We start from the raw sequence: 22009 nt of genomic DNA, 5'->3' as shown, positions 1-22009 counted from the left end.
CGTCCCCGCTCACCCCCCATCCAACCCCTCGATCAACGCCTCGAGCGTCTCCGAACAAGGCGCCTCGACCTTCAACGCAAGCAATGCATCCGCGCGCGTCTTGCCGATATTGATCGCCGCAATCGGCTTGCCGCTCTTCGCCGCCCATTCGCAGAATCGATAGCCCGAATACACCATCAACGATGACCCGAGCACGAGCATCGCGTCGGCGGCTTCGAGCGAGCTTGCCGCGTCCTGCACCAGCGCGCGCGGCACGCTCTCGCCGAAGAACACCACGTCCGGCTTGAGCACGCCGCCACAACGCGTGCAGCCCGGCACATTGAACGAAGCGAAGTCGATGTTCTCGATTTGCGCATCGCCATCCGGCACCGATGGCGCCGTGTAATTCGTAAAGTCCGGGTTCGCTTCTTCCAGCATCCGCTGCACCGCCACGCGCGTAAGCGCCGCGCCGCAAGCCATGCAGCGCACGCGGCCGAGATTGCCGTGCAGCTCGATGACATCGGGATTTCCAGCACGCGTATGCAAGCCATCGACATTCTGCGTCACCAGCCGATGCACCCGCGAACGCGCCGCCAGCGCCCGCACGGCGTGATGCGCCGCGTTCGGTTGCGCATCCGCCACCACCGGCCAGCCAATCAGGCTGCGCGCCCAGTAACGGCGGCGCGCGTAGTCGTTGCCTAGAAACTCTTTCAGCAGAATCGGCTGACGGCCCGTGCGCTGGCCCTCGCGATCGCGATAACAGGGAATACCCGACTCGGTGCTGATACCCGCGCCCGACAGCACGAATAGCCGCGGATGCCGCTCGACAAAATCCTGAAGTGCAAGCACGTGCCGTCCTGAAACCTTATTGAGATGCTCAGAATATAAGGCGAAACGCGCCGCCGCGCTCACGCACAATCCGGCCTTACCACTTTATCGAATATCAAATTGGCTTGACCAGATCGCCGCGTATCGCTAAATTAATGCGCTGTCGCCCCCACACAAACCACATAAAGAGACACGCCATGCTGACCGTCATCTGCGAAACCCCCGGAACCCTCAAGGCCGAACAGCGCGAGAAGCCCGCGCGCGGCGACAACGAAGTGCTGCTGCGCGTGAAGCGCGTCGGCGTGTGCGGGACCGACTTGCATATCTTCACCGGCAATCAGCCGTTCTTGTCGTATCCGCGCGTGATGGGGCATGAACTCTCCGGCGTGATCGAAGAGGCGGATGCATCGAGCGGACTCAAGGCGGGCGACACCGTCTATGTCATGCCCTATCTGTCGTGCAGCAAGTGCATTGCATGCCGCCAGGGCAAAACCAATTGCTGCGTGAACATTCAGGTGCTCGGCGTGCATCGCGACGGCGCGTTCACGGAGTATCTGAACCTCCCCGCGCAATTCGTCCACAAGGCCGAAGGCGTCACGCTCGATCAGGCCGCGATGGTGGAATTCCTCGCGATCGGCGCGCATGCGGTGCGTCGCGCGGATGTGCAGTCGGGACAACGCGTGCTGGTCGTCGGCACGGGGCCGATCGGCATGGCGGCGATCACCTTTGCGCGTCTGCGCGGCGCAAACGTGACCGCGCTCGACACGCGTGAAGATCGCCTGAACTTCTGCCGCCGCGAGTTGAAGGCGGACGCGACCGTGCAAATCGGCGAGCGCGACAAGGAAGAGTTGTCGAGCCTCACCAACGGCGAATTCTTCGATGTCGTCTTCGATGCCACGGGCAACTCGCGCGCAATGGAACGCGGCTTCGAATTCATCGCGCATGGCGGCAAGTACGTGCTGGTGTCCATCGTGCCGGACCGCATCTCGTTCGCCGATCCCGAGTTTCACAAGCGCGAAGCAACCTTGCTCGCGAGCCGCAACGCAACGCCCGAGGACTTCGAGACCGTGCTCGATGCCATGCGTCGCGGCGAAGTGCCGACCGATGCGCTCAACACCCACCGGCTCACGCTCGCCGACGTGCCCGAGCGCTTCTCGTCGCTACTCGACCCGAAGGCGGGCGTGGTGAAGGCAATCGTCGAGTGCTGATGAACTACTTCTGTCGGCCGCGTGCGAAGCGCGGCCTGCCCTGCGCGTCGTGCCACGGCTCGGCGTTTTTGCACCAGATTTCGTAAGTGGGCGGAAAGAGGCCGGTTTCGTCGAAGATGCCGGTTGGCACTTCGATTTCCGGCACGCCGTCGAAGGCCAGATAGATCGGCGAGCCGCACGTCAGGCAATGATGCCGATGCCCGGTCTCCGAGCTTTGCCACGCGACGGTATCGCCCGTGATCTGCACGGCGTCGCGCTCGAAGATGGCATAGACGCCGAACGGCGCGCCGTGAATGCGGCGGCATGTCATGCAGTGGCAGAGATTGACTTGCAGCGGCCGCGCGAAGACCGCAAGGCGCACCGCGCCGCACGCGCATTGGCCTTCGTGAAGGGACGTCATGGCGTTCATCTGAAGTCTCCGTTTTGCGCTGCAAGGAGATTCTAATCGCTTGGCCCTCGGGCGCGTTCGTTATGAGCGTAGGTCGCAAGATGCAGACTGCCTGGGCCGTGTTGTCTGGCCGCGTCCGCAAGAGTTGAATGCTCTTTCACCGTCTTCAGCCGTATAGCCACGAGCGCGGCAAGCACCCTGCATTAGCCGATGCAACGAGCGCACTCGAGCGAATGCGCTCATCGGCGGCCTCGGCTTCAGCGAACGTAGTAACCGCGATTTTGCATGCACTCGCCGTACGCGCGCCAGTAGCGCACCATTGGCGGCTCGGGCGGCGGCATCGGCGGCATTTTCATCTCGGCGTAATTTGCATCCGATGCGCCCGAAGCCGCCACGGCGCCCGATGCGCCCGAAGCACCTGCAGCGACCGCGGCTCCGGATGCGCCCATCGGCGCCGATGCGCCCGCGGCAACCGTCGCCGAAGCGCCTGCGGGCCGGCCCGCCATCGTCGCGGATGCGCCCGATGCCGGCGCCGCCGACGCGGCCAGCGCGCCCGATGCAACCGGCGGCAACGGCGGCTCGACCGGGCGCGGAGCCCCGAGCGTGCGCGTCTCGATGGCGTTGTTCTTCGGTGCGGTCTGCGGCTCGCGCGCCATCACGACCTTGGTCGTCTGATTGGCATAGGCGTAGCAGGCCGCGTTGTCGACGCTCTGCTGCCCCGTGCTCTGACTGCGGCCGGGCAAGGCGAGCGGTTGTTGCGCGAAGGCCGCGCCACAACTGACGAGCAAAGCGAATCCCGCGTAAGTGGAAGGTCTCATTGGCTTGCGTTTCCCCGATGCGGTGTTATTAGTCGTTGCAGCTCGCACGGGGTCACGCCGGCCTCAGGCGGCAGGTGACCGCGCGCGTCTGCGCCGGGCCTGCTGCAAGAATACCGTGCCGGCAAAGTGTTCCACGCCAGAAGCACCGGCTTCATCCGCCAATTTTCGATAAAACGGGTCGGTCGCCGCCTGTTTTGCCCTCAGAACTTCATGCCCACGCCAACGCCGAACACCCACGGGTCGATCTTGAGCGAGCCGAGATCGACGCCGCCCGCCGACGCGCTCGTGCGCATCCAGATCTTCTTGACGTCCGCGTTGACGAACAGATTCTTCGCGACCTGCACATCGACGCCCGCCTGAAGCGCGGGGCCGAAGCTGCTGTGCTTGATGGAGACATCGGCGTCGCCCGCTTTCAATTTGTCGTTGTAGAAGAGCGTGTAGTTGATACCCGCGCCGACATAGGGCCGCACGCGTCCCGCATGATTGAAGTGGTATTGCAACAGCAAGGTCGGCGGCAACACGCCCACGCCGCCGAGCCCGCCTATGCTCGATGTCACCTGATGCCGCGAGGTCGCGAGAATCAGCTCGACGCCGATGTCGTCGCGGATCATATAGGTGAAGTCGAGTTCGGGAACGATGGAGTTATTAACGTCGGTGTTGAGCGTGCCGAGCGCGCCGCCCGCGCTCACTTGCGGCTCGATGCTGATGGCGCGCAACCGCACGAGCACGTCGCCTGCATGGATGCCGCCCATCGAAACGTTCGATGACGAATCTTCCGCCGCGTGTGCCATGCCCGCGCACAATGCCGCGCATGCCATGACAATGGCGCTAATGCCTGCTTTCACTGTTTTCATTGCTGGTTTTCCCTGTTCTGGATCGATGTCCTGCACAGGAATTGTCCCGAGCGCAGCACAGCCCGGCGTTGATGCGCGTCAAGGCAAGACGCCGTCGTCTGCTCTCCTGCGGGTGACTTTGCGCGAGAACAAGCTATGTTCGCGGGTCCGTTGTTTGCTGGCTACAGTCAGGCGCACAACAACGGGAGGCGATACATGAAACCGATAATCGGCGCACTCAGCCGCACGGCGGGGATACTGCTCGGCGGCACCATCGCAGTCGTGGCAAGCGCCCAGCAACCGAACAAGCTGCACTACGACAGTACTCCGGCTTATCAGGAACACAGCTCGACGCCACCTGCCGCAGCGGCGGCATCGGCGAGCGATGCGCTCAAGACGACGCCGGGCAAGACCTCGGCGGGAAAGGGACCCGCGCCGGATCGGCCGAATGGCCTGGGAATGGATGCGGGCGCGGGCAGTATGAGCAAGAAGCCCTGAGCTTCGTGCGGGGTTGGGACGATCGCAGAACGCGGACGTGTCCATAGGCCCGCGCGCCTCGATGCGTTACGAACAGGCTGCCAATGTCCTCGCCCCATCGACCATTGCTTGGCACGCTATGACGCATCCTTCGCCTTATCCGGCCACGGCCAAGTCGCATACCGCGACGTCTTCGCTGAATTGCCGGACTCGGCTGCGTCCAATGACGCTGTGCTCTGCTCGGCCTCCGGCAAGTCCTCGCCAAACCAAGCCACCTCGCGGCGTCGTTCCTCGACATACGCATCCCAGCCTTTCGCGTTGTCTTCGAATAGATCGTGACGCACGGTATTCGCGAGCATCGGCCGATTGAGCGTCTCGTCGAGCAGCGCCTTCGGCCACACGAAAAACGCGCCCGATGCGCGCCGGATGAACTCGCGCGGCGTCATGTCGCCCGCGACGAAGCCAAGCAGCGTGAAGTCCGCGAGCGCATCGGTGCCACGCACCGCATCGGCGATGCTCGGATAGTCATCGGCGCATTGACTCAGGCAGAACACGGTTTCCAGCACATCGCCGAGATGCAGCAGTAATGCGCGCCGCTCGAAGGGGTCCTGCACGTGGGACGCTTGTGTCGTCATTCGATCTTCCGTCTGTCGATTTAGTTTGCGATGCAGCGTGCCCGCAGCAAGAAAAGCCGCAACAGTGGCACGCCTCGTTATCCCAATTTTAACGAACGCACGGCGACGCCTGTTCCATCACTTTGAAAAGCGTGTCCTGAAGCTCAGCCGATAATCGTTCGGCGATACCCCGAGCCGCCGCATGAACACGAGGCGCATGCGGTCCGCGGTGCCGAAGCCGCATTCGTAGGCCACGGTCTTGAGCGGCGTATCCGTGCTTTCGAGCGCGTTGCGCGCAGCATCGACCCGCGCGCGCTCGACGAACTCGTGCGGCGTCATCTGCGCGAGCTGCACGAAGGCCCGCGCGAAATTGCGCTCGCTCATGCCCGCGACCTTTGCGAGTTGCGACACTGCGAGCCTTTCGCCGATGTGCTCCATCACGTAACCCTGCACTTTCGCCACCGGCGATGTCTCGTCGGCAGGCGCGCTCAGATAAGGGCTGAACTGCGACTGTCCGCCGCGCCGCTGCGCGAACACGACGAGGCGCTTCGCCACCGCGAGCGCCACGCGCGGCCCGTGATCTTCCGCGACGAGCGCGAGCGCCACATCGATACCCGCCGTCACTCCGGCCGACGTCACGAGCCGCCCATCGCGCATATAGATGCGATCCAGCTCCACGCGCGCCTGTGGAAAGCGCTCGGCCAGACGCGGCGCATTCTGCCAGTGCGTGGTCACTCCGCGCCCGTCGAGCAGACCCGCGTGACCCAGCGCAAACGCGCCCGTGCAGATCGAGCCGTACCGCTCGCATTTTGCGGCGACATCGGCGAGCCAGGCGGTGAGATCGGGATCGGGTTCATCGAAAGGCAGACCCGGACCGCCCGCGACGAGCGCCGTGTCGTAGCGCCCGCGCGCTTCATGCCATGAGACGTCCGCCAACAGCCGCGTGCCGTTCGATGCGCGCACCGCAAGCGCTTCGGGGCCGACGAGCGTGATTGCGTAGGCATCGGCGGCGGGTACGAACATATTGGCTTCCGCGAAGACATCGACGGGGCCGGCTACGTCCAGCGCCTGCACGCCGGGAAAGATCGCGAGGGCAACGGTGGGCATCGGCGAAGGCGGTTTTTAGCTCGTTGAAAACACATGGCAGAAGACAGCGTGCGACTGGCAGAGTTCGACGCGTCGTTTTCATTGTCGCGACCGCGCGTTTTGCCGACACTGATACTCATCGAAACGCAATGCAACGCAATGTCTCACGCCACGGAGGCGAGTGCAATGGACACATCAGCAAACACCCGCGTCGATATCGAACGCAGCGCGCATGCCGACTTGCAGGAGTATCTGCTCGATGAAGCGCTGGCCGAAACTTTTCCGGCAAGCGATCCCATCTCGCCGAGCCATATCAGTTGAACAACCTTCAAGGAGTAATTGAAATGAACGAAATCATCGCTGGCATCCGCATTCCCGACAGCAAGATGGCGCGCGAAGCCACGCAACTCGTGCGCGATACCGAACCCGACTTGCTCTATCACCACTCGCGCCGCGTGTTTCTGTTCGGTGCGCTCGCGGGCGAACGCAAGCAACTGAAGTATGACGCGGAACTCTTGTATATCGGCGCGATGTTCCATGACATGGGACTCGTCGATGCTTACAGCAGCGCGCACGACCGCTTCGAAGTGGATGGCGCGAATGCGGCGCGCGACTTTCTGCTCGGTTACGGCATCGGCGAAGGCGAGATCGAACAAGTATGGGATGCCATCGCGCTGCACACGACGCCGGGCATTCCGCAGTACAAGAAGCCGGTCGTCGCGCTCGTGACGGCAGGCGTCGAGATGGACGTGCTCGGGCTTGCTTACGACGAATTCACGGCGGATCAGCGCCGGCTCGTGGTGGCGGCACATCCGCGGGAAGCGAACTTCAAGGAAGGCATCATCGATGCGTTCGCGCAAGGCACCATCAAAAAGCCCGAAACGACGTTTGGCAACGTGAAGGCCGACGTGCTCGCGCTGAAGGACCCGAACTACAAGCGGCTGAACTTCTGCAGCATCATCCTCGGCTCGGCATGGAGCGATGGTCCTCACGATCATTCGACCTGCCGTCATCCGGCGCATCAGCACGCATGACGTGAACGCGTCAGCGGCAGATGCGATACGGGCCCATGTCGACGTGAAAGTGTGTCTTGTGGAGCGCGTTGTAATCGGGGCCGAGGGTCGTGTCGAACGACTGGCATGCGCCTTCGTGGACGCGTCGCAGGAAGCTCGCTTCGGGCGATGCAGAATCGTCCCAGCTCGCGAGCGTGATGCGCTTGCCGTCGGCGAGCACGAAACCCGTGAGGTCGATGGCATTGGCGCTTGCATGCTGACTCAGCGCGCCGTCTTGCCGATGATTCACGTTGCGGCACGCGTAGCTGCCAACATGCTCGATGCGCGTCACGCGTTCGCCGAAGAGTTCGACGGCGGCGCTCTGCAGGTATCGATGCTCGAAGAACGCCATCGAGAGCGCGAGCGGACACGTGGCGAGATACGGCGAGCTGTAGCGAACTTCGGCGGATTGCGTCACGCGCACCACGTCCTTGAGTTCGCAGCCGCCGGCGGCCGATGAATCCGCCATCGGACGATAGTCGAGCCCGGATTGTTCGAGCGCGGCCCGGCACATGTCGGCATCGTGCAGCGTGCGCCAACGTCGGAACGTGGTGAAGAAGTCGGGTGGCGCGCGAACATCGAGCGGCGTGAAAGGATCGTATTGCGCGGGTACGCTAATGCGGCGCGCATAGACCGCATAGCCCAGGCCGAGCGCCGCGACGCACGCCGCCAGCAGCAGCCACGCGATGAATCGACCGATCAAGACGCGCGCCCTGGTCGAAGCGGATCGACGCGCAACCGTCAGCTCCCTTCCGCCGCGTGCGTGCCGCCTGACTGCACGCGCTGCGCGAGCTTCGCGTCGTAACTCGAATGAACGTGCACGCGCTTCTTGTCGGGGTAAGCGTACGAGTAAGCCTTGCGCAATGCGAGCGATGCCTCGTGAAAGCCCGACAAGATGAGCTTCTGCTTGTTCGGATAGTTGGCGATATCTCCGACCGCGAAAATGCCCGGCCGCGACGACTCGTAATACGAGGTATCGACTTCGATACGTCCGCCGCGCACATCCAGGTTCCATTGGGCGATAGGCCCGAGATCCGCCACGAGGCCATACAGCGCGACGAGCTTGTCGGCGGCGAGATCGGTGGTGCCGTCAACGTGCTTGATACGCACGCCGCGCAAGGTGTTGCCGGGCGCGTCGAGCGAATCGATCATGCCGACGACGAACGCCATCTCGCCCGCCTCCACGGCGCGCTTCATTGCCGCCACGGATGCCGCCGCCGCCGAAAACCCGTTACGCCGATGCACCAGCGTGAGCTTCTTCGCGACGCCGCGCAAAGCCAGCGCCCAGTCGAGCGCGGAATCGCCGCCGCCCGCGACGATGACCTCGCGGTCCGCGAAATCTGCCAGACGCGCGACGCTGTAGTGCACGCCGTTGTCTTCGAGCGCGTCCGCTTGCGGCACTTGCAGGCGCTGCGGCACGAACGCGCCATTGCCCGCGGCGATCAGAATGGCGGCGGCATCGAAACGCATGCCCTGCTCGGTCTCGACAGTCCAGCGATGATCCTCGCGTTGCGCCACCGACATCACGCGCTGATCGAGGTGGATCGGCACGTCGAACGGACGAATCTGTTCGAGCAGACGATCCACGAGTTCGCGCGCGGTGCACGAGGGAACGGCGGGAATGTCGTAGATCGGCTTGTCGGGATAAAGCTCGATGCATTGCCCGCCGATGCGCCCGAGCGTGTCGACAATCCGGCACGAAAGGCCGAGCACGCCGGCTTCGAAGGCGGCGAAAAGCCCGACGGGGCCTGCGCCGACGATGAGGACGTCGGTGGTGTGGATGGCGTGATCGTTCATTGCGGGGTCCGGTGCCTGCTGCGCAAAACGCAGCATTGAACGGACCACGATACAGAAACCGAACCAGCGCGGCAACGAAACCCCTGCTTTCCGAACGGCGATAGCGTGCAGTTGCAGCCGCTCAATGCGCGTCCAGCTCCCGCGCATAGTAAGCCGCCGCGGCTTCGATCTCGTCCGGCGTCATGTTGCGCGCCACGTTGCGCATGACTTCGTTGATATCGTTGGTGCGCGTGCCATTGGCAAAAGCGGTCAACTGCGCCTTCGTATAAGCGGCCGGCAAGCCGTCGAGCCACGGGCTGCCCGCCTTGCTGTCGATACCGCCGTGACACGTCGCGCAGGGCGCGATGTTGCGCATCGGCGCACCGTGGGAAACGATCGAAGGCGCGAGCGACGCGCTCACCTTGCGCTGCGCGGGCGGCCTCGGCAAGCTCGCGTAGTAAGCGGCAAGATCGCGCATGTCCTGATCGGAGAGATTCACGGCCATCGGCGACATCACCGCGTTATTGCGCGCGCCCTTCTGAAAATCGATCAACTGTTTGTAGATCACCGACGCATACTGGCCCGCGAGATTCGGCGAATTGGCCTCGCTCATGCCGCGCTCGCCGTGACACATCGTGCAGCGCAGAGCCAGCGTCGCGCCGCGTCCAACCGCGCTCGCGTTGACGTTCACGAGCAACTGCGGCGTGACTTCGACACCCGTGAGCGTGACGGTCGGCTCGACGGTCTTTCCGCCCTCGCCCGCATACCAGCTGCGCGGCACGCCCGCCGCGCTGCAGATGGCGTTCCAGACGCCCGTGAACGGCTCGTCGCGATGCACCGAAGGCAGCCACACGAAGCCGATCAGCGCCGACACCACCGCGATGCCGATCATCCCCAGCACGCTCGTCGCGAACCAGCGGTTCCTGAAGGTGAAGAGGCGTTCGTCGCTCATCGCTGCGCTCCGATGGGAACCGCGGGCACGGCGGTATCCGGCCGCGAGAGAAGCTGCGCGATGGGATAACCGTAGTTGACGAGCGTGAGGCCGATCATCAGCACGAGCCACAGCGCGAAGCTGTTCAACGCCACCGGTATGCTGCGCGGCTCATGCAACGCGCGGCTGAAGCGGAATTCCTCGACCGTCACGCGCGGCGCGCGATGCGCCTGTATGAGCACGATGAAGAACAGCACCGCCGAGACCACGAGAATGAACCCGCCGATCACCGAGACGATCACGGACACGGCCTGCGCCGCGATAGCAGGGTCCGTATAGTCGTAGAAGGCCATGCGTCGCGGCATGCCGAGCACGCCGACGTAATGCCACGGGAATGTCAGCACGATCATGCCGACGAACCACAGCCACAACTGCCAGCGCATCAGCTTCAGGTTTTGCAGCGCGCGGCCGGTGAGATGCGGCCACAGATCGTAGGCGATCGCGAAGTACATGATGACGATGGCACCCGCGAAGATCAGATGAAAATGCCCCGTCACCCATTGCGTGTTGTGCACGGTCGAGTCGAGCTGATAACTCATGTTGATGAGCCCGCCCGCGCCGCCGAAGCCGAGCATCACGAAGGAGAAGGCGACGGCGAGCATCATGGGATTGGACCAGGGCAGCGCCTTGATCCACCCGAGCGCGCCCTTGCCGCCGCGCAACCGCGCCGCGATCTCCACCGACGCGCAGATGGTGAACACGGTCAAGAGCGTCGGCACCGCGACCAGCGCCGTGAACACCGAATGCATGAACTTGAAGCCCGAGCCGACTTGCGGATCGGCGAACAGATGGTGAATGCCGATGGGCATCGACACCACGAGAAACAGGATGAAGGAGATGCGCGCCATCGCATCGCTGTAAAGACGCCCGCCGATGGCGCGCGGAATGATCGTGTAATACGCGATATACGCGGGCATCAGCCAGAAATAGACAATGGCGTGCAGCGTCCACGAGAAGAACACGCGCGCAAGTCCCGCGTCGATGGTGTGCTTGAGGCCGAGCGCCACCGGCAGAATCATGAACAGCACTTCGATGGCCGCGCCCACCGCCGTCCAGCCCCACAAATAAGCGCCCGCGACGGTCGCGAACATGGCGAGCGGCACCGGCTTGCCGCGATTGTCGCGCTTCCACGCCGCGAGGTTCACCGACATCAGCGCGACCCAGATCCACGAGCCCACGACCACCAGCACCACGCCGATGTAATAGAACGCGTTGCCGATCATCGGCGGATAGAAGGTGTAGAGCACCGACGCAAGACCCATGGCGACAGGCGCCATCGCGGTGACGGAGCCTATCGCGACGAGCCAGAAGCCGAGCCACGCCCAACGCTTTCCGACGAGCGGGCGCTTCAGCGCCAGTTCGCTTACCGCATAGCCGAAGCCCATGGCGATCAGGGTCGGAAACACGTAGCCCATGGCCGAGCCGTGCGCCGTCACCGAGCGGTAGTACAGCTCCGGATTCTGCAGCCACGGATGCAGCGGACTGCGCACCAGCATCTGCCACGCGCCGAGCAAAAGCGCGACACCGAAGGCGATGAACGCCAGCCAGAAATGCGCGAGGACGAGGCGCTTGCTATTTAACACAGGACACTCTCCGCGAATTGGCCGGCAATTGCGCGGCCATCTGCATGAACTCGGCGCGATCCACCACTTTCACATGCGCCCACATGTTCTGATGCCCGGTGCCGCAGTATTCGTGGCATGGCATCAGGTGCTCGCCGGGTTGGTTGAAAGTCGTCTTGAAGGTCGAGACGTAACCGGGTTCGAGCATCGAATTGATGTTGGTGTTCTCGATCAGAAAGCCGTGCACCACGTCCGAACTCGTCGCGCGGAACGTAACCGGCACGCCTGCGGGCACCACGAGACATTGCGGCGTGAACGAATACTGCTGCGCGACGATCCGCACCGTCACCGAGCCATCCGCCTCGGGCGCGCTGCCGAGATTGCTTTCGATGAATTCGCCCGATACATGCAGCGATTCAGGGCGCACGGTCTCGACGCGCGAAGGCGGCATCATTGCCCAGTGGATGCCGGTGTAGACGACCATCGCGACGAGCACGACGACGATCGCCATGACAAGCATTGCCCAGCGTTTTTCGACGCGCTCGGCGACTTCATGCGAACCGGGGGAAATGGCCATTTATCTGCCGCCTCGACGAATCACGATCACTGAATCACCCCGCGCGGCAAGAACACGGCGAAGTAAAAGACGAACCACAGTCCGATGACGATCGCGGTGGAAATACCCGCGAGCGCGAGCGCGCCGCCGGGGCCGCTCTTGACTATTTCATCGAGCCGCGCGTCTTCGTTCGGGTCTTCGTTCATGTGTCGTCGATCCTCAATAAAGCGGCGCGGAGCGCAGCTCGTTGACTTCCTTCACCGTCACCGGCGCGCCGCGATTGCCCCACGCGGTGCGGATATACGTGACGACCGCCGCGACCTCCACGTCGGACAGCGACTGCGCGAACGGCGGCATGCCGTATGGACGCGGATTCTTGAACGTGCCGGGTGGATAGCCGCCGTTCAGCACCATGCGGATAGGGTTCACGGCCGAGTTCATGACGATGGACTGATTGTTCGCGAGTGGCGGAAAATCGGGCGGCTTGCCCTGGCCCTGGGCCGCGTGACATTCGGCGCATTGGGCGTCATAAATCTTCTTGCCGAGCGGCGAGAGATTCGTACGCTGTTCGACCACGGCCTGGGTCGGCGGCTCGGACTTGTCGCCGGAGCGCGCGGGCAACGCCTTCAGATAGACGGCCATCGCGCGCACGTCGTCTTCGGAGAGATATTGCAGGCTGTCGTAGACTACTTCGGCCATCGGTCCATACACCGCGCCGCGATGCGAGACGCCCGCGTGCAGCAAGCCCACGATTTCGTCGATACTCCAGTCGCCCAAGCCCGCTTCCTTGTTCGACGTAAGCGAGGGCGCGTACCAGTTCTGAATCGGGATCAGGCCGCCTTCGAATGCCTTCGACGCGACATTGCCGCCGAGCGCGTTGATCGCGGTATGGCACATCGAGCAATGCCCGAGTCCTTCGACGAGATACGCGCCGCGATTCCATTCCACCGATTGCTTCGGGTCCGGCCGATATTCGGCCTCCCTGAAAAAGAGCGAGCGCCAGCCGATCAGCAGTTCGCGCCGGTTGAACGGAAAGCGCAGTTCATGCGGCCGGTTCGGCTGATGCACGGGCGGCGTGGACATGAGAAACGCATAAATGGCGTCGGAGTCGGCGCGCGTGACCTTGGTGTAGGACGTGAACGGCATGGCCGGATAGAGCAGCGAGCCGTCCTTCGAGCGGCCGGTGTGCATCATTCGGTAGAACTCGTCGGCGGTCCAGTTGCCGAGTCCTGTTTCCTTGTCCGACGAAATGTTCGGCGTGAAGAGCGTGCCGAACGGCGTATCCATGGGACGGCCGCCGCCGAAGGTCTTGCCAGCGGGCAACGTATGGCACGCGATGCAATCGCCCGCGCGCGCGAGGTATTCGCCGCGCTGGACCGTGGCGGCATCGGCACTCTTCGTCTGTGCAGACGCGTTGCCCGCCGATACGGCGCAGGCCGCAAAGAACACCGCCAAGGCAAGCGTCCCAAGTTGTCGGAATCGAAGCACGTCGGTTCCTCGGTTAGTTGTGGACGCTGCCGCAAGCGAGCGGCATCTTGAGGCTTCCGGCCGCGACCGGCGACACATCGGGCGGCGCGGGCAACGACGCGAGGAACGCGGCGATGGCGGTGATATCGCGCTCGCTCAACTGCTGCGCGACGTGGCGCATGCAGTCGGGCGCGATGGTCGTGCGCGTGCCGTAGCGCCATGCCCCGAGTTGCGCGCTGATGTAGTCGGCGTGCAAGCCGAGCAAGCCGGGAATGGCGGGCTCCATGCCGGTCATCGCGCCGCCGTGGCAACTCACGCATGCGGGCACGTTGCGCGCGGAATCGCCCTTCGTGACGAGCGCCTTGCCGTAATCGAGCGTCTTCGTATCGGCTGTAACGGCGCTCGGCGGCGGGAATGGCGGACGCTCGCCCGCGAAGTAATCGGCGATCTGCCTGAGATATGCATCCGGTAGATACGCGAGCAGATAGTTCATCGGCGGATACTTGCGGCGCCCGTCCCGAAACGCGAGTAACTGGTTGTACAGATAGCCCGCGGGCTTGCCCGAAAGACGCGGGAAGTAGTCGTTGCCGGTGCCTTCGCCCTGCGCGCCGTGACAGGCGGCGCAGCCCATGACGCGGGCCTGCATGGTGTCCGGGGCGCGCTCGAGCGCCGGCTCCGCCGCGAATGCGCCCATGCTCGCGAATGCCAATAGCGTGGACAACAGGAGTGCGGTGCGCTTAGTCACGTATCCCACGTTTCCCACGTATCCCCCGTTTCGAGTTGCCGTGTTCGATCAGCCGGACGTGCACGTCAATGCGGTCGCCGGCGCTTGTTGTTCAGTGCAATGCAATGCTCGTACTGCTGATGATTGTCGGGTGGTTGGATCGGCGGATCGTCGTTTTTGCACTTCTGATCTTAGAAGAGCCCAACCGTTTTTCCCAGCCTGCAGATTGTCTCAATCCGCGCGTTTGCTGCGTGCGGATCGAGTGATCGTTGTTTGCGCCAGATCAATGAACCGCATTATTTTGAGATGCGTAACCACGCCATGCCGTCTTGCCTAGCCTCACCAATAAACGCTTTGCGCGTCCGCGTGAAGATTTTCGAGAAAAATATTTGCGCGCTTACTTGAGCCCGAGGCGGCGCGCGAGACGATTCAGATTTGCCCGGTCGACGCCAAGCTCACGCGCCGTCGATGCCCAGTTCTGCCCGTTACGCGCGAGCGCATCGAGGACGATCGTGCGTTCGTAGGCGGTGACGGCTTCGCGGAAATCGACGCCGGCGGCAGGCGTCGGCGGCGCGCCCGGTGACGCGGTGCGCGTGGTGTCGGCGAGACCGAAGTCGGCGGCGGTAAGCGTCAGGATGCGCGGACGTTCGCGCACGCCCGCGAGCGCCTTCAATGCGCTGCGCGCGATCAGATGCTCCAGTTCGCGGACATTTCCCGGCCAGTCGTAAGCGAGCAGCGCGGCTTGCGCATCGGCGGAAAGGCGCAGGCTCAGAAGGCCGAGGCGCGCGCGGTTCTCCTCCAGAAAGAAGCCCGCGAGCAACAGGACGTCGCGTCCGCGCTCACGCAACGGCGGCACGACGAGCGGATAAACCGACAACCGATGATAAAAATCCGCGCGAAACCGTCCCGCCCGGACTTCCTCGACGAGATCGCGATTGGTCGCGGCGATGAGCCGCACATCGACCTTATGCTCGCTGTCCGACCCAATGCGCTGCAACTGCCCGTTCTGCAGCACGCGCAAGAGCTTGGCCTGCACGGCGAGCGGCAGTTCGCCGACTTCATCGAGAAAAAGCGTGCCGCCGTCGGCCAGTTCGAATTTGCCGCGCCGGTCCGACGACGCGCCCGAGAACGCACCGCGCACGTGCCCGAAGAGTTCGCTTTCGACGAGCGTATCCGGCAGCGCCGCGCAATTGAGGCTCACGAGCGGCTTGTCGGCCCGCGACGAGAGCGCATGAATCTCGCTCGCGACGAGTTCCTTGCCGACGCCCGTTTCACCGGTAATGAGCACGGTCAGCTCGCTCGTAGCGACGATCGCGATGTCTTCCAGCAAGCGCTTGTGCGGCTCGCTATTGCCGATCATCTCGCGGCGACGCGTCCCGTTCGCCTGCCGATACGACTCCGCGCGCTGCCGTTCGGCTTCGCCCGTGCGCGCGAGCGTATCGATGCGTTCGGCCACACTCACGGTCGCCGCCGCGAGACTGAGAAACGCCTGAAGCGAAGCCATGTCGATGTCGTCGAAGCGCGCGGGATCGAGTGCGTCGAGTGTGAGCAAACCCCAAGGCCGTTCGTCGATGAAAAGCGTGCAGCCGAGGCAATCGTGTACTTCGAGATGACCGTCCACGCCCTTGACGAGGCCGTCATAAGGATCGGGCAGATCGGAGTTGGCGGCGAAGCGTGTCGGTTCGCTGCGCGCGAGGATGCGGGCAAAACGCGGATGATCGCCGACGCGGAAGCGCCTGCCGAGCGTATCGCCAGACAATCCGTCGATCGCGAGCGGCACGAGCATGTCGCCATCGAGTCGCAGGAGCGCGGCGGCGTCGCCCGGAAAAAGCGCGCGCAGCGTACGCAAAAGGCGACGATAGCGCTCGGTGTCCGGCATCTCGTGCGAGAGATCTTCGATCAGCGGAACGAGCGCGTCGAGCAATACACGCGAAGTCATTGCGACTACTTCAGCAGTCTTTCTGACTAGAGTCGAATCGACCATGTGCGAAGGTAAGCAATTGATTTAACGATCATTCTACTCTGGCACGGAACCTGTATTGCAAATTGCGAGACGAAGCGCTCCCTGCTTCGCCCTGGAACGAGGACTCCGATCATGCTGTCACCCGAACACCGCGCCATCGTCAAAGCCACCGTGCCGCTTCTGGAAAGCGGCGGCGAGGCGCTCACCACGCACTTCTACAAAATGCTCATCGACGAGAATCCCGAAGTGCGTCCGATGTTCAACCAGGCGCATCAGGCGAGCGGCGCGCAGCAGCGTGCCCTTGCCAACGGCGTCTTGATGTACGCGCGGCACATCGACCAACTGGAACAGCTCGGCGGACTCGTCGGGCAGATCATCAATAAGCACGTCGCGCTCGATATCCGCCCGGAACATTATCCGATCGTGGGACGCTGCCTGCTTAGGTCGATCCGTGAAGTGCTCGGCGAGGAAATCGCCACCGATGCCGTGATAGAGGCATGGTCCGCCGCGTATCGGCAACTCGCGGATCTTTTGATCGACTTGGAAGAAGGCATGTACAGCGAACGCGAGAAGGCGCCGGGGGGCTGGCGCGGCACGCGGCGATTCGTGGTCGCGCGCAAGGTCGCGGAGAGCGAAGAGATCGTGTCGTTCTATCTCGTGCCCGAAGATGGCGGCGCCCTGCTCGACTTTCATCCGGGCCAATACATCGGGCTGCGCATTTATGTCGATGGCGAAGAAATGCGCCGCAACTACTCGCTGTCCGCCGCGCCGAATGGTCGCGAGTACCGCATCAGCGTAAAGCGCGAAGCGAACGGCCGCGTGTCCGGGTTTCTGCATGCGAACGTACGTGAGAACGATGTCATCGAGCTTTATCCGCCCGCTGGCGACTTCAGGCTCGAACATAACGAGAAGCCGCTCGTGCTGATCAGCGGTGGCGTCGGGATCACGCCGACGCTTGCCATGCTGCATGCCGCGCTCGCCGCCAATCCGAATCGACCGGTGCACTTCATTCATTCGGCGCGCCACGGCGGCGTGCACGCGTTTCGCGAGGTGGTGGATGAGCTGGCGGCGCAGCATCCGCAACTGAAGCGTTTCTATTGCTATGAACAGCAGCGCGATGGCGACCAGGAAGCGCACGGCACTGGTTTCGTCGATGAAACCCTGCTCGCGCGATGGCTGCCCGTGACTCGCGACGTCGATGCCTATTTTCTCGGGCCGAAGCCCTTCATGAAGGCGGTGAAAAAGCATCTGAAGTCGCTCGGCGTGCCGGATGCGCAGAGCCGCTACGAGTTTTTCGGACCGGCTTCCGCGCTGGAATGAGCGCTGTCAGCGAGCCCGCGACTGATCGTCTCGGGCTTTTTTTCACCGGTTACTGGTCACCTGAAATTACCAAAAATCGGCCATTTCATAAAACCAATTCGGCGACTAATCTACATCTGTCGCGTCACTCAGGACGCTCCTTTAAACCCCAAGCGAAGAGGAAATCATCATGGAATCACGTCTCGACTTCTACAAAGCCAGCCCCGCCGCGATCAAGGCGCTCGTTGGTGTCGAAGAGCGCATCGCCAAATGCGGACTCGAGAAATCGCTGACCGAGCTGGTCCGCCTGCGCGCATCGCAGATCAACGGCTGCGCGTTTTGCGTCGACATGCACACCACCGACGCGCGCAAGGGCGGCGAAACGGATCGCCGGCTGGCGACGGTCGTCGTCTGGCGCGAAACGCCGTTCTTCACCGACCGCGAACGTGCCGCGCTGGAATGGACCGAGGCGCTCACGCTCGTGTCCGAGGAGCACGTACCCGATGCCGTCTGGACCGCCGTGAAGCCGCATTTCAGCGACGAGGAAATCGTCGACCTGACGCTTCTCATCGCCGCGATCAATAGCTGGAACCGCTTTTCGATCGCGTTCCGCAAGATTCCCGCGTGAGGTAAAAACCATGAACCTTCGCAAGATCATGATGTTGACGGCGGCGCTGGCGTTGAGCGCGTCCAGGGTGTTCGCGCACGATGCAGCCGCGGAAGTCGTCACGCCCGTGATGAAGCAGGCGATTCCCGAGATCGCGGGCAAGAACGTGCTGATGGCGACTGTCTCGTATAAGCCGGGGCAGGCATCCGAGGCGCATATGCACCCCGGCTCGATCTTCGCGTATGTGCTGGAAGGTCATGTCACGTCACAACTCGAAGGGTCCTCCGCGAAGACCTACGGGCCGGGCGAATCGTGGTACGAGCCGCCCGGCGCGCATCACCTCGTATCGAAGAATGCGAGCGCGACCAAGCCGGCGAAGCTGCTGGTCTTTGCGGTGGCAGGCGACGGCGATCCGGTCAAGCTGCCGATTCCGCATTGAGCGATGTCCTGGCGGTTAAGCGTGATTCATTCGGCATTCACGCTTTGTGACAAACGTGCCTAGCCATTGAGCGACAATCGCGGCGCCACGTTTATTCCGTTTCGACATCATGAAGCAGGTTCGTACTTTTCTTGCCGCCGCCGCGGTTTTCGCAGTCTTATCCGCGCTTGGCGGATGCGGCATTCTGGGATGCGCCGGCTTCGCCACCAATGGCATTGGCTTCGGCATGTGCAACATGGGCATGCGGTTCTAGCGTCGGCGCGGGTGCGCCGACTTGGCGCTTCATTCGCTTCTTCGAGAGGCACCCGAAGCCGTCGCCGCCATGCTGATGCACCATGCGATAAAGCGCCAACGAGACGAGACGGGCGACGCCTAACGCCACCCGCCCGCGCCTTGCGCTCTACTCCTTCAGCGGCGAATACGCCATCTCCAACCCCGCCGCGCGCGCATGCCTCTGCGAATGGGCATTGCGCATCGGCTTGAGTACGAAGAGCGCGAGCAGCGCGGATATTGCCGCCATGCCCGCCGCCAGCATGAAGACCGCGTGCCAGCTTCCCGTCATCGATGTGATCACGCTCGAGAACGGCACCAGCAACGCAGCCGTTCCCTTCGCCGTGTACAGCAAGCCGGCATTGGTGGCCGCGAACTTCGGGCCGAAGGTATCGCCGCACGTCGCGGGAAAGAGGCTGTAGATTTCCCCCCAAGCGAAGAACACGATACCCGTCAGCACCACGAACGCCACCGGACTCTGCCCGTATCGCGATAACGCGACAATGCCCACCGCTTCGATCGCAAAGGCGATGAACATGGTGTTCTCGCGCCCGATACGGTCCGATACCCAACCGAAAAACGGTCGCGTCAAGCCATTGAGCACGCGGTCGATGGTCAGCGCAAAAGTCAGCGCCGGTAGCGTCAGGCCAAGCAGCGACACGGGCGAATCGTGCAACCCGAAATCCTTCGCGATTGGCCCGAGTTGCGCGGTCGCCATCAATCCGCCGGCGGCCATCATCACGAACATGATGTACATCACCCAGAAGATCGGCGAACTCAACACCTGCTTCGGGCTCGCGTTGTAGACGGCGCGCTTCAGCTTGCTCTTCACCGCGGCGAGCATCTGCGCGGGCGGCGCGTAAAGCGCCATGCCGAGCAGGAACACCACGAGTCCCTGACCGAGTCCGAACCAGAGGAACGTGGCTTCGTATCCGCTCGACTTGATCATGTGCGCAATCGGCACGACAGTCGCGGCCGACCCCATGCCGAAGCCCGCCGCCGTGATGCCCGCCGCGAGGCCGCGTCGCTCGGGGAACCACTTGAGCGCGTTACCGACGCATGTTCCATACACCGCGCCCGCGCCGATGCCGCCCACCGCCGCCGCGAAGTACAAGAGCGGCAGCGACGACGCCACCGAGTTGATCGCCCAGGCAATCGCGCACAGCAAGCCGCCGCACACGACGACAGGACGCGGACCGTACTTGTCGACGAGATACCCCTCCACGGGCACGAGCCACGTCTCGGTCACCACGAAGATAGTGAACGCGACCTGAATCGACGCGCGGCCCCAGTGATACTTCTCGTCGATCGGATTGACGAAGAGCGTCCACCCGTACTGCATGTTGGCGATCATCGCCATGCAAATCACGCCGAACACTAACTGCACCCACGGCGACGCCAGGCGCGACGTCTCTGTCTCGCGATCCATCCGGTCGGTTCCCATGCATGTCTCCTTGCCTTGTGTAATCGGACGCCGAGCGACGGACGAAAAAAAGCCCGGCAGTCACGAGGCTGCCGGGCGATGGGCGTGGGCGAGACATGGCAATCTGCAACACGCACCCTCTTTATATATGAAAGCTATACGTAATGTAAAGAGGAGATTTTGTAGGATTCTCGCTTCGCGTCAGAACACGTTCACCGGGACGTTGACCATGAGTCGATACACGTCGCTCGTTCCGTCCGAATAGTATTGGCTGCCGTGATGGTGCATGTAGTAGAACTTGACCGACGTGTTCTTGAACTTGCCGTCCGGCACCGTATAGCTCGGGATCACGCCAATTTCATAGTGCGTGCCATGCACCGGCTGCCCGTCCTTCCAGTAGAGCCCGTGCTGGCTGCTATCCGGATTGGCATATTGGTTGGCCATGGCGGTCGCATCCGCGTCCCAGCCATACGCGCCCCAAAGCGTGAACTTCAGGCCGGGCACGCCGTACTCCTTCATGTTGAGCGAATACGACAGACTCACAGACTTTTCGTGCGGCGCGTTGTAGTCGACATCCAGCGAATTCGAGAGATAGTCGCCCGCGGATTGACCCACGTAGTCGAAGAACTGATCGCTTGCAATCTGCTGAAATGCGAATTGAAGCGTATGCGCGCCGTGCGTGCCGGCAAGCGCCAGGCTGTACGCGTTGTTGTTGATCGAGCCTTGGCGCTTGTCGCCGATCGCGCCCGTGTAGTAGTAGTTCAGCGCGCCGGTCCAGCGCACGGTTTTCGGGTCGCCGATACTTTGCGTCGCCGAGAGGTAGTACTGCTGCCACACGTTGTTCGCGACGCTGCCGTAGAGCGTGACGGCGGTATCGTCGCCATGGGTCCAGTCGCCGCCGAAATACGTGAACTGCGACATGTGCGTGCCGCCGTACTCGGTGGTCAGGCCCGTAACGCTCGCCATGCCGCGCGCGATCACGCCATCCACGGTACCGGCCTTCAAGGTCAGGTTCTTGATCTCGTCGCTGGCAAGCGAGAAGCCGCGATATGTCGGCGGCAGCGCGCGATTGTCGTGCGGCACGAGAAACGGGTTATCGAAGAGTTGCTGGCCGTACTTGAACACGGTGTTCGAAACACGCGCCTTCACGTCCCACACGCCGGGATATGCCCACGCGAGTTGCGTGCGCCCCGCTTCGCCCGGCGCGCCGATCCGCACGCGGTTGCCCGCGCCGCTGCCGCCGTTGAGCTTGAGCGCGCCGAACATCGTCAGATCGAAACCGAGACCGACGAGACCGCGCGTGTAACCCGATTCGAATACCGCTTGCTCGCCGAGCACCCACGCGTCCTTCTTCTCCGCGCCCTTCGCTTCGAAATGCTCGGTGTAAGAGCGCGTGAGCAAGTTCAGATGCGAGTCTTCGATCAACCCTTTCGATTTCGCCTGATTGCTCACGGGCGCATCCGCCTCGGTATTGGGCGGCGATGAAGGCGGCGCCTCGGTGTGCCGCGACGGCGGGTCGGTATCGTCGGTCTGTGCCGGGGCTTGTTGCCCGTAGGACGCGACCGAAGCGGCCATGAAGCCGCTGAAAAGCAAAATGGAAAGCGCGAGGGAACGTTTTTGTTTTTTCATGAAAAGTATCTCCAACTACT

General features: G+C 63.0%; 24 protein-coding genes. 7 read left to right on the top strand and 17 right to left on the bottom strand.

The window, feature by feature from the left end; all coding sequences use genetic code 11:
* Window positions 1–9: 9 nt before the first annotated feature.
* Window positions 10–828 carry an NAD-dependent protein deacetylase gene (locus LDZ28_RS17050; protein WP_244829609.1) on the bottom strand — a complete coding sequence of 273 codons (819 nt, stop codon included), beginning with the start codon at window positions 826–828 and terminating at the stop codon, window positions 10–12.
* Between the two features lie 176 nt (window positions 829–1004).
* On the opposite strand from LDZ28_RS17050, the gene LDZ28_RS17045 reads away from it, so the two are divergent.
* Window positions 1005–2015 carry a zinc-binding alcohol dehydrogenase family protein gene (locus tag LDZ28_RS17045; RefSeq protein ID WP_244829608.1) on the top strand — a complete coding sequence of 337 codons (1011 nt, stop codon included), beginning with the start codon at window positions 1005–1007 and terminating at the stop codon, window positions 2013–2015.
* 4 nt (window positions 2016–2019) lie between these two features.
* On the opposite strand, the gene LDZ28_RS17040 is transcribed toward LDZ28_RS17045, so the two are convergent.
* From LDZ28_RS17040 to LDZ28_RS17030, 3 genes are all read right to left on the bottom strand, one after another.
* On the bottom strand, window positions 2020–2424 hold the full coding sequence (locus LDZ28_RS17040; RefSeq protein WP_244829607.1) for a GFA family protein: 405 nt from the start codon (window positions 2422–2424) through the stop codon (window positions 2020–2022).
* Window positions 2425–2660: 236 nt separating this feature from the next.
* Window positions 2661–3221: a hypothetical protein gene (locus tag LDZ28_RS17035; RefSeq protein ID WP_244829606.1), complete on the bottom strand. Its 561-nt coding sequence runs from the start codon at window positions 3219–3221 to the stop codon at window positions 2661–2663.
* Between the two features lie 200 nt (window positions 3222–3421).
* Entirely contained in the window at window positions 3422–4039 is a 618-nt protein-coding gene (locus tag LDZ28_RS17030) for an OmpW family protein (RefSeq protein WP_244829698.1), read from the bottom strand.
* Window positions 4040–4270: 231 nt separating this feature from the next.
* Here LDZ28_RS17030 and LDZ28_RS17025 point away from each other — a divergent pair, with 231 nt between their 5' ends.
* Window positions 4271–4552, top strand: coding sequence for a hypothetical protein (locus tag LDZ28_RS17025; protein ID WP_244829605.1), 282 nt, complete (start codon window positions 4271–4273; stop codon window positions 4550–4552).
* A 116-nt stretch (window positions 4553–4668) separates the two neighbouring features.
* Here the strand turns inward: LDZ28_RS17025 and LDZ28_RS17020 are convergent, their stop codons facing one another.
* Window positions 4669–5166: a hypothetical protein gene (locus tag LDZ28_RS17020; protein WP_244829604.1), complete on the bottom strand. Its 498-nt coding sequence runs from the start codon at window positions 5164–5166 to the stop codon at window positions 4669–4671.
* Between the two features lie 117 nt (window positions 5167–5283).
* Window positions 5284–6252, bottom strand: a complete 969-nt coding sequence (locus LDZ28_RS17015) for a GlxA family transcriptional regulator (RefSeq protein WP_244829603.1) — start codon at window positions 6250–6252, stop codon at window positions 5284–5286.
* Between the two features lie 165 nt (window positions 6253–6417).
* On the opposite strand from LDZ28_RS17015, the gene LDZ28_RS32670 reads away from it, so the two are divergent.
* A complete protein-coding gene (locus tag LDZ28_RS32670) occupies window positions 6418–6552 on the top strand; it encodes a hypothetical protein (RefSeq protein ID WP_255784629.1) in 135 nt (44 codons plus the stop codon).
* Between the two features lie 23 nt (window positions 6553–6575).
* Window positions 6576–7265: an HD domain-containing protein gene (locus tag LDZ28_RS17010; protein ID WP_244829602.1), complete on the top strand. Its 690-nt coding sequence runs from the start codon at window positions 6576–6578 to the stop codon at window positions 7263–7265.
* Window positions 7266–7275: 10 nt separating this feature from the next.
* Here LDZ28_RS17010 and LDZ28_RS17005 read toward each other — a convergent pair whose 3' ends face one another.
* From LDZ28_RS17005 to norR, 9 genes are all read right to left on the bottom strand, one after another.
* Window positions 7276–7986: an extensin family protein gene (locus LDZ28_RS17005; protein WP_244829601.1), complete on the bottom strand. Its 711-nt coding sequence runs from the start codon at window positions 7984–7986 to the stop codon at window positions 7276–7278.
* Window positions 7987–8024: 38 nt separating this feature from the next.
* Complete coding sequence (locus LDZ28_RS17000; RefSeq protein ID WP_244829600.1) at window positions 8025–9080, bottom strand: NAD(P)/FAD-dependent oxidoreductase; 1056 nt, start codon at window positions 9078–9080, stop codon at window positions 8025–8027.
* A 121-nt stretch (window positions 9081–9201) separates the two neighbouring features.
* The gene (locus tag LDZ28_RS16995) at window positions 9202–10011 is read right to left on the bottom strand and encodes a c-type cytochrome (protein WP_244829599.1); all 810 of its coding nucleotides are present in this window, start codon (window positions 10009–10011) and stop codon (window positions 9202–9204) included.
* Entirely contained in the window at window positions 10008–11633 is a 1626-nt protein-coding gene (locus LDZ28_RS16990) for a b(o/a)3-type cytochrome-c oxidase subunit 1 (protein ID WP_244829598.1), read from the bottom strand. The genes LDZ28_RS16995 and LDZ28_RS16990 overlap by 4 nt, the downstream gene beginning before the upstream one ends.
* On the bottom strand, window positions 11623–12189 hold the full coding sequence (locus LDZ28_RS16985; protein WP_244829597.1) for a cupredoxin domain-containing protein: 567 nt from the start codon (window positions 12187–12189) through the stop codon (window positions 11623–11625). Before LDZ28_RS16985 ends, LDZ28_RS16990 begins: the two co-directional genes overlap by 11 nt.
* A 26-nt stretch (window positions 12190–12215) precedes the next feature.
* Window positions 12216–12374, bottom strand: coding sequence for a hypothetical protein (locus LDZ28_RS16980; RefSeq protein WP_244829596.1), 159 nt, complete (start codon window positions 12372–12374; stop codon window positions 12216–12218).
* Window positions 12375–12387: 13 nt separating this feature from the next.
* On the bottom strand, window positions 12388–13656 hold the full coding sequence (locus LDZ28_RS16975; RefSeq protein ID WP_244829595.1) for a cytochrome c: 1269 nt from the start codon (window positions 13654–13656) through the stop codon (window positions 12388–12390).
* A 13-nt stretch (window positions 13657–13669) separates the two neighbouring features.
* Complete coding sequence (locus LDZ28_RS16970; protein WP_244829697.1) at window positions 13670–14329, bottom strand: c-type cytochrome; 660 nt, start codon at window positions 14327–14329, stop codon at window positions 13670–13672.
* A gap of 427 nt (window positions 14330–14756) precedes the next feature.
* The gene (norR, locus tag LDZ28_RS16965; protein ID WP_244829594.1) at window positions 14757–16343 is read right to left on the bottom strand and encodes a nitric oxide reductase transcriptional regulator NorR; all 1587 of its coding nucleotides are present in this window, start codon (window positions 16341–16343) and stop codon (window positions 14757–14759) included.
* Between the two features lie 111 nt (window positions 16344–16454).
* Here norR and hmpA point away from each other — a divergent pair, with 111 nt between their 5' ends.
* The 3 genes from hmpA (at window position 16455) to LDZ28_RS16950 (ending at window position 18667) form a co-directional block, all read left to right on the top strand.
* Entirely contained in the window at window positions 16455–17642 is a 1188-nt protein-coding gene (gene hmpA, locus LDZ28_RS16960) for an NO-inducible flavohemoprotein (protein WP_244829593.1), read from the top strand.
* Between the two features lie 169 nt (window positions 17643–17811).
* Entirely contained in the window at window positions 17812–18249 is a 438-nt protein-coding gene (locus LDZ28_RS16955) for a carboxymuconolactone decarboxylase family protein (RefSeq protein WP_244829592.1), read from the top strand.
* 10 nt (window positions 18250–18259) lie between these two features.
* The gene (locus LDZ28_RS16950; RefSeq protein ID WP_244829591.1) at window positions 18260–18667 is read left to right on the top strand and encodes a cupin domain-containing protein; all 408 of its coding nucleotides are present in this window, start codon (window positions 18260–18262) and stop codon (window positions 18665–18667) included.
* Between the two features lie 400 nt (window positions 18668–19067).
* On the opposite strand, the gene oxlT is transcribed toward LDZ28_RS16950, so the two are convergent.
* Together oxlT and LDZ28_RS16940 are read right to left on the bottom strand one after the other, a co-directional pair.
* On the bottom strand, window positions 19068–20381 hold the full coding sequence (gene oxlT / locus LDZ28_RS16945; protein ID WP_244829590.1) for an oxalate/formate MFS antiporter: 1314 nt from the start codon (window positions 20379–20381) through the stop codon (window positions 19068–19070).
* A gap of 180 nt (window positions 20382–20561) precedes the next feature.
* Window positions 20562–21989 carry an OprD family outer membrane porin gene (locus LDZ28_RS16940; protein WP_244829589.1) on the bottom strand — a complete coding sequence of 476 codons (1428 nt, stop codon included), beginning with the start codon at window positions 21987–21989 and terminating at the stop codon, window positions 20562–20564.
* Window positions 21990–22009 lie beyond the last annotated feature (20 nt).

The organism is Caballeronia sp. TF1N1, assembly GCF_022878925.1.
In the GTDB taxonomy this organism is placed as follows: Bacteria; Pseudomonadota; Gammaproteobacteria; order Burkholderiales; family Burkholderiaceae; genus Caballeronia.
This window is presented reverse-complemented; position numbering and strand designations above follow the sequence as displayed.